Origin of the sequence: Micromonospora sp. NPDC047730 (assembly GCF_043204765.1) — a bacterium.
In the GTDB taxonomy this organism is placed as follows: Bacteria; Actinomycetota; Actinomycetes; order Mycobacteriales; family Micromonosporaceae; genus Micromonospora.
Genome location: NZ_JBIDCU010000006.1, coordinates 328,288 through 340,919 on the forward strand (window position 1 = coordinate 328,288; position 12,632 = coordinate 340,919).

Here is a 12,632-nt window from a genome sequence, read left to right on the forward strand (position 1 = left end):
TCGTCGCCCCCGCGATCTTGCACTTGTGGCCCCCTTCTCGTCCGGTATGAGGCATTGGCCGGGGCGGAAAGTGCAAGATCACGGGTACTGCGGTCACCGGGCCGGTGCCGGGGCGGCGGCCGTGGCGCGGGCGACGGCCCGGGGCAGGGCCGGGCCGCGGTAGATGAAGCCCGTGTAGAGCTGGACCAGGGCGGCGCCCGCGTCGAACATCCGGGCGGCGTCGTCGGGGTCGAGGATGCCGCCGACGCCGACCACCGGCAGCCGCCCGCCGGTCTCCCGGTGCACGAACGACACCACCTCGCGGGCCCGGTCGGCCAGCGGCCGGCCGGACAGGCCGCCCGCCTGCGCGCCGCGCTCCCGGTCGGCCGGGGCGAGGCCGTCGCGCGCCAGGGTCGTGTTGGTGGCGATCACCCCCGCCGCGCCCCGCGCCAGGCAGACCTCCAACAGCTCGGCGATCGCCGGCTCGGTGAGGTCGGGGGCGATCTTCACCAGCACCGGCTTCTCCCCCACCAGCGCGGCGAGCAGGGCGTCCAGGTGCGACCGGTCCTGCAACGCGCGCAGGCCCGGGGTGTTCGGCGAGGAGACGTTGACCGCGAAGTAGTCGCCGTGCCCGCGCAGCGCCCGGTAGGAGGCGAGGTAGTCCTCCACGGCCCCGTCCAGCGGGGTCACCTTGGACTTGCCGAGCGAGATGCCCAGCGGCACCCCGAGCGGGCGGGGCAGCGCCGCCAGCCGGGCCGCGAGGGCCTCGGCGCCGGCGTTGTTGAAGCCCATCCGGTTGACCACGGCCTCGCTGTCGGGCAGCCGGAACAGCCGGGGCCGCGGATTGCCCGGCTGCGGGTGCGCGGTGACCGTGCCGACCTCGACGAAGCCGAAGCCCAGCGCCGGCCACGCCGGCAGCGCCGCGCCGTCCTTGTCCATCCCGGCGGCGAGCCCCACCGGATTGGGGAACTCGACGCCGAACACCGTGCGCGGCGCCCGGACGGCGTACCGGGTGCGCAGGGCGGCCAGCGCCGCCGGCCGGCGGGACAGTCCCGCCAGCCGACGCAGCGTCCACTCGTGCGCCACCTCGGCGTCCCCCGCCCCGATCCGGAACAGCCCCGGCCGCACCACCCGCTCAAAGATCACCGCGCCCACCCTCCTGGCCCCCGTTGATCATGAGGTTGTTGCCCGTCGCACCGGCGTGTCACGACAACAACCTCATGATCAACCGGCTGGGGGCGGGTCACTCGGCGGCCCGCAGGGCGGCGTGCAGCTCCTGGAGGGGGCGGACCTGCATGTCGCCCCGGATGCGCGCCTCGATGCCCATCACGGCCGCCGCCGCGCCCGGCACGGTGGTGATGCACGGGATGTCCGCCGTGACGGCGGCGCTGCGGATCTCGTAGCCGTCCGAGCGGGCGCTGGCACCCGAGCCCTGCGGGGTGTTGATGACCAGGGCGACGTCGCCGCCGAGGATCAGCGACACCGCGTCCTCGCCCGCGCCGGACTCGTAGTGCTTGCGGATCTGCTCGCAGGCGATGCCGTGCCGGCGCAACACCTCGGCGGTGCCGGTGGTGGCGACGATCTCGAAGCCCAGGTCGGCCAGGCGCTTCACCGGGAAGATCATGCCGCGCTTGTCCCGGTTGGCGACCGACACGAAGATCTTCCCGGCGGTCGGCAGCGAGCCGTACGCGGCCGACTGGGACTTGGCGAAGGCGTTCCCGAAGGCCGTGTCGATGCCCATCACCTCGCCGGTCGACTTCATCTCCGGCCCGAGCAGCGAGTCCATGCCCTTGCCCGTCGGGGTGCGGAACCGCTTGAACGGCAGCACCGCCTCCTTGACCGCGATCGGGGCGCCGGCCGGCAGCGAGCCGCCGTCCCCGGTGGCCGGGAGCAGCCCCTCGGCACGCAGCTCGGCGATGGTGGCGCCGAGCGCGATCCGGGCCGCCGCCTTCGCCAGCGGCACCGCCGTGGCCTTGGAGACGAACGGGACCGTCCGGGACGCGCGGGGGTTCGCCTCCAGCACGTAGAGCACGTCGTCCTTCAGCGCGTACTGCACGTTGAGCAGGCCGCGCACGCCGATGCCCCGGGCGATCGCCTCCGTGTACCGGCGGACCTGCGCGACGTGCGAGCCGGCCAGGGTGATCGGCGGCAGCGAGCAGGACGAGTCGCCGGAGTGGATGCCCGCCTCCTCGATGTGCTCCATCACCCCGCCGAGGTAGACCTCGCCGTCGGCGTCGCAGAGCGCGTCCACGTCGATCTCGATGGCGTCGTCGAGGAACCGGTCCACGAGCACCGGGTGGTCCGGGGAGATGTCGGTGGCCCGCCCGATGTAGTCGCGCAGCGTCGCGTCGTCGTAGACGATCTCCATGCCGCGCCCGCCCAGCACGTACGACGGCCGGACCAGCACCGGGTAGCCGATCTCGTCGGCGATCGCCTTCGCCTCGTCGTACGAGGTGGCCATGCCGTGCGCCGGGGCGCGCAGCCCCGCCCGGGCCAGCACCGCCCCGAACGCGCCCCGCTCCTCGGCCAGGTGGATCGACTCCGGGGAGGTGCCGACGACCGGCACGCCCGCGTCCTTGAGCCGCTGCGCCAGGCCCAGCGGGGTCTGCCCGCCGAGCTGCACGATCACCCCGACCACGCCCGGCCCGCCGGCCGCCCTGCCGGAGGAGTCCTCCGCGTGCCAGACCTCCAGCACGTCCTCGAAGGTGAGCGGCTCGAAGTAGAGCCGGTCGGCCGTGTCGTAGTCGGTGGAGACCGTCTCCGGGTTGCAGTTGACCATCACGGTCTCGAAACCGGCGCCGGCGGCGCCCGAAGCGGACGCAGCGGCGCCCGAAGCGCCCGAAGCGCCCGCAGCGGCGCCCGCGGCGCCGGAAGCGGACGCAGCGGCTGTGCCGACCGGCGCGCTGCGCAGCGCCTGAACCGCGTGCACGCAGGAGTAGTCGAACTCGATGCCCTGCCCGATCCGGTTCGGCCCGGAGCCGAGGATCAGCACCTTCGGCCGGTCCGACCCGACGACCTCCGTCTCCGAGTCGTAGGAGGAGTAGTGGTAGGGCGTGGTCGCCTCGAACTCGGCGGCGCAGGTGTCCACGGTCTTGTAGACCGGGCGGACGCCCAGGCGGTGCCGCAGCGTGCGTACGCCGTCCTCGGCGGCCAGCTCCGGGCGCAGCGCGGCGAGCTGCCGGTCGGACAACCCGGCCCGCTTGGCCAGGCGCAACAGGTCGGCGTCGAGCACCGGCGCGGCGACGATCTCCGCGCGCAGCTCGACCAGGGCGGCGATCTGGTCCAGGAACCACGGGTCGATCCCGCCGGACGCGGCGGCCACCTCGGCGATCGAGGCGCCCAGCCGCAGCGCCCGCTCCACCGTGTAGAGCCGGCCGTCGTGCGGCATCCGCAGCGCGGCGAGGGTGTTCTCCTTCGTCGCGCCGGCCGGGTCGGGCAGCGTCCAGAAGCCGCCCGCCTTGGTCTCCAGCGAGCGCATCGCCTTGTTCAGCGCCTCGCTGAAGTTGCGGCCCAGGCTCATCGCCTCGCCGACGGACTTCATCGTGGTGGTCAGCTCCGGGTCCGCGCCGGGGAACTTCTCGAACGCGAACCGCGGGATCTTCACCACCACGTAGTCCAGGGTCGGCTCGAACGCCGCCGGGGTCTTCAGCGTGATGTCGTTGGGGATCTCGTCCAGGGTGTAGCCGATGGCCAGCTTCGCGGCGATCTTCGCGATCGGGAAGCCGGTGGCCTTGGAGGCCAGGGCCGACGACCGGGACACCCGGGGGTTCATCTCGATCACGACGATCCGGCCGTCGGCCGGGTTCACCGCGAACTGGATGTTGCAGCCGCCGGTGTCCACGCCGACCTCGCGCAGCACCGCGATGCCCAGGTCGCGCAACTGCTGGTACTCCCGGTCGGTCAGCGTCATGGCCGGGGCCACGGTGACGCTGTCGCCGGTGTGCACACCCATCGGGTCGACGTTCTCGATCGAGCAGACGACCACCACGTTGTCGTGCCGGTCGCGCATGAGTTCGAGCTCGTACTCCTTCCAGCCGAGCACGCTCTCCTCGATGAGCACCTCGTGCACCGGGCTGGCGGTGAGCCCGTCGCCGGCGATGCGGGCCAGCTCCTCCGGGGTGTGCGCCATGCCGGAGCCGAGGCCGCCCATCGTGAACGACGGCCGGATCACCACCGGCAGGCCCAGCTCGGCGACCGTGGCCTCGACCTCGGCCATCGAGTGGCAGACCCGGGACCGGGGCACCAGGCCGGACGGGTCGTCCAGGCCCAGGCGTACGCCGGCCTTGGCGACGATGTCCTTGAACAGCTGGCGGTCCTCGCCCCGGTTGATCGCCTCGATGTTGGCGCCGATCAGCTCGACGCCGTACTTGTCCAGCACGCCCGCCTCGTGCAGGGCGACCGCGGTGTTCAGCGCGGTCTGCCCGCCCAGGGTGGGCAGGATCGCGTCCGGGCGTTCCTTGGCGATGACCAGCTCGACGAACTCCGGGGTGATCGGCTCGACGTAGGTGGCGTCGGCGAACTCCGGGTCCGTCATGATCGTCGCCGGGTTGGAGTTGACCAGGCTGACCCGGATCCCCTCGCTGCGCAGCACCCGGCAGGCCTGGGTGCCGGAGTAGTCGAACTCGCAGGCCTGCCCGATCACGATCGGCCCGGAGCCGATCACCAGGATGTGCTTGAGATCGGTCCGCTTAGGCATGTGTGCGCCCCTCGTTCTGGGTCCGGCCCTCGATCAGCTCGGCGAAGCGGTCGAAGAGGTAGTCCGCGTCGTGCGGACCGGCTGCCGCCTCCGGGTGGTACTGGACGGTGAAGGCGGGCACGTCCTTGGCCCGCAGCCCCTCGACGACGTTGTCATTGAGGCAGACGTGACTGACCTGGACGCCACCGAACTCGGTCTCGATCACCTGATCGGGTACGACGGCGCCCTGCCGTGCGCCCGGGACCTCGACCGCGAAGCCGTGGTTGTGGCTGGTCACCTCGACCTTGCCGGTGACCCGGTCGAGCACCGGCTGGTTGATCCCCCGGTGGCCGTAGCCCAGCTTGTACGTGCCGAAGCCGAGCGCCCGGCCGAGGATCTGGCTGCCGAAGCAGATGCCGAACAGCGGCACCTTCCGGCGCAGCACCTCGCGGGCCAGCGCCACCGGCGCGTCCGCGGTGGCCGGGTCGCCGGGGCCGGGCGAGAAGAAGACGGCGTCCGCGCCGGTGGCGAGCAGGTCGTCGATGGTGGACGTGGCGGGCAGCACGTGGGTGGTGACGCCGCGCGCGGCCAGCCGGCGCGGCACGTTGCGCTTGATGCCCAGGTCCAGCGCGGCCACCGTGAACCGGTGCTCGCCCTCGGCCGCCACCACGTACGGCTTCGCGGTGGTCACCTCGGCCGAGAGGTCCGCGCCCACCATCTCCGGGGCCTGCCGCACCCGGGCCAGCAGCGCGCGGGGATCGGTCTCGACGCTGGAGATGCCGACCCGCATCGCGCCGCGCTCGCGCAGGTGCCGGGTCAGCGCCCGGGTGTCGACGCCGCTGATGCCGACCACGCCCTCGGCGGCCAGCCGGTCCTCCAGCCCGCCGGTGGCCCGCCAGTTCGAGCCGATCCGGGCCGGGTCGCGGACCACGTAGCCGGCGACCCAGATCCGGCCGGACTCGTCGTCCTCGCCGTTGACGCCGGTGTTGCCGATGTGCGGGGCGGTCTGCACGACCACCTGCCGGTGGTAGGAGGGGTCGGTCAGGGTCTCCTGGTAGCCGGTCATGCCGGTGTTGAAGACCGCCTCGCCGAAGGTCTCCCCGACGCTGCCGTACGCCTCGCCGTGGAACGTGCGCCCGTCCTCGAGGACGAGGATCGCGCTTCTGCGCTTGGTGCTCACTTGACAGCCTTTCCGTCCAGGACCGTCGGCTCGCCGCGCAGGAAGGTCGCCACGATGCGACCCGGCAGCGTCATGCGGGCGTACGGGGTGTTGCGGCTGCGACTGGCCAGCTCCGCCGGCTCGATGGTGCGGCGGGCGGCCGGGTCGACCAGGGTCAGGTTGGCGGGCACGCCGGGCGCCGGGTCGAGGCCGTGCCCCTCCAGGCCGGCGATCCGGGCCGGGGTGCGCGACATCCGCTCGGCGATCAGGTCCCACTCGGGGCCGAGCACGTCGAGGGCGATGGACAGCGCCGTCTCCAGGCCGAGCATGCCCGGCCGGGCGTACGCCCACTCGCACTCCTTGTCCTCCACCGCGTGCGGGGCGTGGTCGGTGGCGACGATGTCGATCACGCCCTCGACCAGGGCGGCCCGCAGCGCGGCGATGTCGGTCGCGGTGCGCAGCGGCGGGTTGACCTTGTAGACCGGGTCGTAGGCTCCGGCTGGGCTCCAGTTGTTCGCCAGTGCGGGGCTCGCAAGCTCACTCCTCCCGCTCACGACCTCGTCGGTGAGCAGCAGGTGGTGCGGGGTCACCTCGGCGGTGACCCGGATGCCCCGGGCCTTGGCCTGGCGCAGCACCTCGACGCTGCCGGCGGTGGAGACGTGGCAGACGTGCAGCCGGCTGCCGACGTGCTCGGCGAGCAGCACGTCCCGCGCGATGATCGCCTCCTCGGCGACCGCCGGCCAGCCGGTCAGCCCGAGCCGGGTCGACACCTCGCCCTCGTGCATCTGCGCGCCCTCGGTGAGCCTGGGCTCCTCGGCGTGCTGGGCGATGATCCCGTCGAACGCCTTCACGTACTCCAGGGCGCGGCGCATCAGCTTCGGGTCGGCGACGCAGTGCCCGTCGTCGGAGAAGATCCGCACCCGGGCCGCCGAGTCGGCCATCGCGCCCAGCTCGGCGAGCTGCTCGCCGGCCAGACCGACGGTGACCGCACCGATGGGCTGCACGTCGACCAGCCCGGCCTCCCGGCCGAGCCGCCAGACCTGCTCGACCACGCCGGCGGTGTCGGCGACCGGCGAGGTGTTGGCCATCGCGCAGACGGCGGTGTAGCCGCCGAGCGCCGCCGCCCGGGAACCGGACTCGACGGTCTCGGCGTCCTCCCGGCCGGGCTCGCGCAGGTGGGTGTGCAGGTCGACCAGGCCGGGCAGGGCGACCAGCCCGGTGCCGTCGACGACGGTGGCGTCCGGCGCGTCCAGCCCGGCGCCGACGGCCGCGACGACGCCGTCGCGGATCAGCAGGTCGGTCGGCGCGGCGCCGACGACGCTCACGTTGGAGATGAGGTACGAGCTCACCGGTTGTTCCCCCCGAGCAGCAGGTAGAGGACGGCCATCCGGACGGAGACGCCGTTGGCGACCTGTTCAACGATGGTGGAGCGGGGCGAGTCGGCGACCTCGGGCGTGATCTCCATGCCCCGGTTCATCGGGCCGGGGTGCATGACGATCGCGTGCTCGGGCAGCCGGCGCATCCGCGGGCCGTCCAGGCCGTAGCGGCGGGCGTACTCGCGGGCGGACGGGAAGTAGGAGTCGTTCATCCGCTCCCGCTGCACCCGCAGCATCATCACCACGTCCGACTGCGGCAGCACCGCGTCGAGGTCGTAGGAGACGTCGGTGCCGGGCGCGAGCGCCTGCGCGATGTGGACGGGGATCAGTGTCGGCGGCCCGACCAGGGTCACCTTGGCGCCGAGGGTGGACAGCAGCAGCACGTTGGAGCGGGCCACCCGGCTGTGCAGCACGTCCCCGACCACCGCGACCGACAGGCCGGCCAGCCGCCCCAGCCGGGAGCGCATCGTGTACGCGTCGAGCAGCGCCTGGGTGGGGTGCTCGTGGGTGCCGTCGCCGGCGTTGACCACCGAGCCGTCGACCCAGTCGGCGAGCCGGTGCGGGGCGCCGGAGGCGGGGTGCCGGACGACCACCGCGTCGGCGCCCATCGCCTGGAGGGTCAGCGCGGTGTCCTTCAGGCTCTCGCCCTTCGCCACGCTGGAGCCCTTGGCCGAGAAGTTGATCACGTCGGCGCTGAGCCGCTTCGCCGCCGCCTCGAACGAGATCCGGGTCCGGGTGGAGTCCTCGTAGAAGAGGTTCACCACGGTGCGACCCCGCAGGGCGGGCAGCTTCTTGACCTCCCGGCCGGCGACGGTGGCCATCTCGGCGGCGGTGTCCAGGATCTGGGTGGCCGTGGCGGCGTCGAGGTCGGCGCCGGAGAGCAGGTGCCTGATCATGAGGGGGTCCCCCCGTACAGCTTGACCTCGTCGGCGCCGTCGGTCTCCGCGAGGGTGACCTTCACGCTCTCCGCGAGGGAGGTCGGGATGTTCTTGCCGACGTAGTCGGCGCGGATCGGCAGCTCGCGGTGCCCGCGGTCGACCAGGACGGCGAGCTGGACGGACGCCGGGCGCCCCACGTCGTTGAGCGCGTCGAGCGCGGCCCGCACCGTACGGCCGGAGAAGAGCACGTCGTCGACGAGGATGACGCGCTTGCCGTCGATGCCGCCGGGCGGCACCTGGGTCGGCCCGACCGCGCGGGTGGCGTGCCGGCGCAGGTCGTCGCGGTAGAGGGTGATGTCGAGCACGCCGACCGGGACGGCCACGTCCTCGAAGGTGCTGATCCGGGCGGCGAGCCGCTTCGCCAGCGGGGCGCCCCGGGTGGGGATGCCGAGCAGGACGGTGTTCTCGGCGCCCTGGGTCTTTTCCAGGATCTGGTGGGCGATGCGGTCGACCACGCGCTGGACGTCGGCGCTGGCGAGGATCACCTTCACCGAGGGTTGTCGCGGCGGCGACGACTGGGCAGCCGGTGGGTAGGCCACGGCGGACCTCCTTCCCCGCCTCACGGGACGGGTCGTTAAAGGACGTCGGATGCCGGTGCCGGACCGCGAGCGGCCCGGACCGGGGCTTCACGCCACGTTACCAGTGGTCACCGCGCCAACCGCCGCCGGCCACTGACCCTCTAATCAGCCGACGAAACGGGACAACTCTCCCGACGGTCCCCAACGGTAGGGTCACGACCACTTGACCACGTGTCGCAATCCCCGTACCGTCACGCTCCGTAGCGATCGCTGGGAGAACCCCGAGCAGCACTGGGAGTGTCCGAATGCCCTCTGAATACGCCAAGTCTCTGGGCGCCCGCCTGCGCTCCATCCGCCAGCAGCAGGGCCTGTCCCTGCAGGGCGTGGAGGAGAAGTCGAACGGGCGGTGGAAGGCGGTGGTGGTCGGTTCGTACGAGCGCGGCGACCGCGCCGTCACGGTGTCGCGCCTGGCCGAGCTGGCCGACTTCTACCGCGTTCCCGTCTCGGAGCTGCTGCCCGACGGCAGCGGGGTGCGCCACGAGCCCACCAGCAAGATCGTCCTGGACCTGGAGCGGCTGTACGACGAGGCCTCCGAGGACCTGGCCTACGTCGCCCGCTACGCGCGCGCCATCCAGCAGCAGCGCGGTGACTACAACGGGCGCGTGCTCTCGATCCGCGCCGACGACCTGCGCGCGCTCGCGATCGTCTACGACGCCTCGCCGTCCGGCCTGATCGAGCGGCTCACCGAGCACGGTGTGCTGGTCGCCGACCCGCGGGCGTTCTTCGCCTCCTGAGCCCGACCACGAGAAGGGGCCCGTGCCGTCCGGCACGGGCCCCTTCTGTCGTACGTGTCACACGGCCGCCGGGCGAGGACGCCGTGAACGCCGGGAATGCTGCGGCGCGCCTCAGCGGGTGGCGTACTCGGCGATGCGGCCGAGGATCCCGTTGAGGAAGCGCGGGGAGTCGTCGGTCGACATCTGCCGGGCCAGCTCGACGGCCTCGCTGATCGCCACCGCGTCGTCGATCTCGTCGACGTAGAGCAGCTCGTAGACCGCGATGCGGGCCAGGTTGCGGTCGACCACGGGCATCCGGTCGAGCGTCCAGCCCTCGGCGTAGCTGGCGATCACCTCGTCGATCCGGTCGAGGTGCGCGGCCACCCCCTCGACCAGGCTCACCGCGTATCCCAGGTGCTCGGGCCGGGGCTTCTCGATCCGCTCGATGTAGCCGGCGAGCACCTCGACCGGCGGGCGGTCCCGCAGGTCGGCCTCGAAGAGCACGTCCAGCGCCCGCTTGCGTGCCTTGCGGCGCGCAGGCATCTGCTGCTTGGGACCCTCGGCCATCAGGCGCGGCCGAGGTAACGGCCGTCGCGGGTGTCGACCTTGATCTTCTCGCCGGTGGTGATGAAGAGCGGGACCTGCACGGTCGCGCCGGTCTCGACGGTGGCCGGCTTGTTGCCGCCGGTCGACCGGTCGCCCTGCAGACCCGGCTCGGTGTAGGTGACCTCCAGCACGACGCTGGTCGGCAGCTCGATGTAGAGCGGGACGCTCTCGTGGGTGGCGACGGTCGCCTCGGCCTCGGGCAGCAGGTAGTTCGCCGCCTCGCCGACGGTGCCGCCGGGGACGGTGATCTGGTCGAACGTCTCCAGATCCATGAAGACGTAGTCCTCGCCGTCGGCGTACAGATACTGCATCGTGCGCTTGTCCACGGTCGCGGTCTCGACCTTGGTGCCCGCGTTGAAGGTCTTGTCGACCACCTTGCCGGACAGCACGTTCTTCAGCGTGGTACGCACGAACGCACCACCCTTACCGGGCTTGACGTGCTGGAACTCGACGACGGCCCAGAGCTCTCCGTCGAGGTTGAGTACCAGGCCGTTCTTCAGGTCGTTGGTGGTGGCCATTTCCTGCCTTGATCATCAATTGGCGGACAGACCTGGCAAGTCTACTAGTTGCGCCGCGCGCCGCTGCCCGCCGTCTACCGGCGCCCGCCGCGTCCGCCCCCGCCCCGCCCGCACCACCGGCTGCCTCCCCCGCTCCACGCCCGTGACGCTCCGCACATGCCGCTCGCCCGTCGGACACCCACCTCGCGCGCCCTTTGCTCTGCACCCACGGACGCACCACTCACCCTGTGTGACATTCGTCGCGCAGCGGCCTCTCGCGGCCGGCCGAAGACTCCCAGCTCAGGCCGCCGGTGCGCATGTGGGTGCAGAGCAAAGCGTCCGCGAGGCGTTTCACGGACGCGAGGAAAGCAGCGACGCGGAGTGACGAGTGTCGAGCGTCACTCAGCGCGACGAGTAACCGGATTCCGACCCCCGCTGGCGGATCCCCGCTTGTTCGGCGGTCGCGCCGTCAGCGGTTTCGGTTTCCGTGGGCCAGGCGGGCCAGGTGGGCCAGGTGGTGCAGGGCCAGGCGGTAGCCGTCGACGCCGAGCCCGCAGATCACCCCGGTCGCGACCGCCGAGACCACGGAGTGGTGCCGGAACTCCTCCCGGGCGTGGATGTTGGAGATGTGCACCTCGACCAGCGGCCCGCGCAGCATCGCGCAGGCGTCCCGGACCGCGTACGAGTAGTGCGACCAGGCCGCCGGGTTGAGCACCACCGCGGCGCCCTCGTCGGCGGCGGCGTGCAGCCAGCCCAGCAGTTCGTGCTCGGCGTCGGTCTGCCGGACGGTCACGTCCAGGCCGAGCTCGCGCCCGGTCGCCTCACAGAGCGCCACGAGGTCTGCGTAGCTGGTCGCGCCGTAGACGTCCGGCTGACGGGTGCCGAGCCGGCCGAGGTTGGGGCCGTTGAGCACGTGGACCCTCACGCCGCGACCTCGCGGTAGGCCGCCTCCAGCAGGTCGTCCGCCGGGCCCTCGAGGATGGCGGGGCGGGCCAGCCCGTCCAGCACCACGAAGCGCAGTTGGCTGCCCCGGGCCTTCTTGTCCACCCGCATCGTGGCCAGCAGCCGGGGCCAGGCGTCGGCCGGGTAGCTGGTGGGCAGGCCCAACGCCGCCATCGCCGTGCGGTGCCGCTCCGCCGTGGCGGCATCCAGGCGGCCGGCGAGCCGCGCCAGCTCACCGGCGTAGACCATGCCGACGGCCACCGCGTGCCCGTGCCGCCAGCGGTAGCCCTCCTCCTTCTCGATGGCGTGGGCGAGGGTGTGACCGTAGTTGAGCACCTCCCGCACCCCCGACTCGCGCAAGTCGCCGGAGACCACGTCGGCCTTGACCCGGATCGCCCGCTCGATCAGCTCCCGCGTCACGGGGCCGGTCGGGTCGGTGGCCGCCGCCGGGTCCCGTTCCACCAGGTCGAGGATCACCGGGTCGGCGATGAACCCGCACTTGACCACCTCGGCGAGGCCGGCGGCGAGGTCGGCCGGGGGCAGGCTGTCCAGGGTCGCCAGGTCGGCGAGGACCCCGACCGGCGGGTGGAACGCACCCACCAGGTTCTTCCCGGCCGAGGTGTTGATCCCGGTCTTGCCGCCCACCGCGGCGTCGACCATGCCCAGCAGTGAGGTCGCCACCGGCACCCAGCGCACGCCGCGCAGCCAGGACGCCGCCACGAAGCCGGCCAGGTCGGTGACGGCGCCGCCGCCCACCCCGACCACCGCGTCGCTGCGGGTGAACCCGGCCTCGCCCAGCCTGTCCCAGCAGGCCGCGGCGACGTGGATGTGCTTTCCCGCCTCGGCGTCCGGCACCTCGATCGGCAGCGGCGCGACGCCGGCCGCGCGCAGCCGGTCGCCGATCGCGTCGGCCAACTCCTTGAGCGGGGGCGCGTGCAGCACCGCCACCCGGGTCGCGCCCGGCAGCAGGCCGGGCAGCGCGTCGAGCAGGTCGCGTCCCACCAGCACGTCGTACGGGCGCTCGCCGCCGACGGGGATCCGGGTCATTTCGTCCATCGCCGGCAGCCTAGTCCAGCCGTCCGGTCCCGGACCGGGACTGTCCACGTGGTGGCCACCCCGGCCCGTCGGAACCGCCGGCACGAGGCGACCGGGCCGCTGGCGCCGAGGCG

Annotated in this window: 11 protein-coding genes; 1 reads left to right on the forward strand and 10 read right to left on the reverse strand. The window is 72.8% G+C overall.

Features of this window, described 5'->3' with window-relative positions:
- Nucleotides 1–93 precede the first annotated feature (93 nt).
- The 6 genes from ACGF5G_RS17515 to pyrR form a co-directional block, all read right to left on the reverse strand.
- Nucleotides 94–1,125 carry a quinone-dependent dihydroorotate dehydrogenase gene (locus ACGF5G_RS17515; protein WP_393263776.1) on the reverse strand — a complete coding sequence of 344 codons (1,032 nt, stop codon included), beginning with the start codon at nucleotides 1,123–1,125 and terminating at the stop codon, nucleotides 94–96.
- Nucleotides 1,126–1,222: 97 nt separating this feature from the next.
- Nucleotides 1,223–4,675 carry a carbamoyl-phosphate synthase large subunit gene (carB, locus tag ACGF5G_RS17520; protein ID WP_393263778.1) on the reverse strand — a complete coding sequence of 1,151 codons (3,453 nt, stop codon included), beginning with the start codon at nucleotides 4,673–4,675 and terminating at the stop codon, nucleotides 1,223–1,225.
- Nucleotides 4,668–5,834 carry a glutamine-hydrolyzing carbamoyl-phosphate synthase small subunit gene (gene carA, locus ACGF5G_RS17525; RefSeq protein WP_393263780.1) on the reverse strand — a complete coding sequence of 389 codons (1,167 nt, stop codon included), beginning with the start codon at nucleotides 5,832–5,834 and terminating at the stop codon, nucleotides 4,668–4,670. Before carA ends, carB begins: the two co-directional genes overlap by 8 nt.
- Nucleotides 5,831–7,162, reverse strand: coding sequence for a dihydroorotase (locus ACGF5G_RS17530; RefSeq protein WP_357701404.1), 1,332 nt, complete (start codon nucleotides 7,160–7,162; stop codon nucleotides 5,831–5,833). The genes carA and ACGF5G_RS17530 overlap by 4 nt, the downstream gene beginning before the upstream one ends.
- Nucleotides 7,159–8,085 carry an aspartate carbamoyltransferase catalytic subunit gene (locus tag ACGF5G_RS17535; protein ID WP_091095578.1) on the reverse strand — a complete coding sequence of 309 codons (927 nt, stop codon included), beginning with the start codon at nucleotides 8,083–8,085 and terminating at the stop codon, nucleotides 7,159–7,161. Before ACGF5G_RS17535 ends, ACGF5G_RS17530 begins: the two co-directional genes overlap by 4 nt.
- Entirely contained in the window at nucleotides 8,082–8,666 is a 585-nt protein-coding gene (gene pyrR, locus ACGF5G_RS17540; RefSeq protein WP_393263781.1) for a bifunctional pyr operon transcriptional regulator/uracil phosphoribosyltransferase PyrR, read from the reverse strand. The genes ACGF5G_RS17535 and pyrR overlap by 4 nt, the downstream gene beginning before the upstream one ends.
- A 284-nt stretch (nucleotides 8,667–8,950) precedes the next feature.
- Between pyrR and ACGF5G_RS17545 the strand changes: the two genes are divergently transcribed.
- Entirely contained in the window at nucleotides 8,951–9,439 is a 489-nt protein-coding gene (locus ACGF5G_RS17545; protein WP_013285505.1) for a transcriptional regulator, read from the forward strand.
- 111 nt (nucleotides 9,440–9,550) lie between these two features.
- On the opposite strand, the gene nusB is transcribed toward ACGF5G_RS17545, so the two are convergent.
- The 4 genes from nusB to aroB all read right to left on the reverse strand — a co-directional run bounded on the left by nusB (nucleotide 9,551) and on the right by aroB (nucleotide 12,519).
- On the reverse strand, nucleotides 9,551–9,961 hold the full coding sequence (nusB, locus tag ACGF5G_RS17550) for a transcription antitermination factor NusB (RefSeq protein ID WP_176737511.1): 411 nt from the start codon (nucleotides 9,959–9,961) through the stop codon (nucleotides 9,551–9,553).
- Nucleotides 9,962–9,984: 23 nt separating this feature from the next.
- A complete protein-coding gene (efp, locus tag ACGF5G_RS17555) occupies nucleotides 9,985–10,542 on the reverse strand; it encodes an elongation factor P (RefSeq protein ID WP_013285503.1) in 558 nt (185 codons plus the stop codon).
- Nucleotides 10,543–10,990: 448 nt separating this feature from the next.
- Nucleotides 10,991–11,446, reverse strand: coding sequence for a type II 3-dehydroquinate dehydratase (gene aroQ, locus ACGF5G_RS17560; protein WP_393263782.1), 456 nt, complete (start codon nucleotides 11,444–11,446; stop codon nucleotides 10,991–10,993).
- Nucleotides 11,443–12,519 carry a 3-dehydroquinate synthase gene (aroB, locus tag ACGF5G_RS17565; protein WP_393263784.1) on the reverse strand — a complete coding sequence of 359 codons (1,077 nt, stop codon included), beginning with the start codon at nucleotides 12,517–12,519 and terminating at the stop codon, nucleotides 11,443–11,445. Before aroB ends, aroQ begins: the two co-directional genes overlap by 4 nt.
- Between the last annotated feature and the right edge of the window lie 113 nt (nucleotides 12,520–12,632).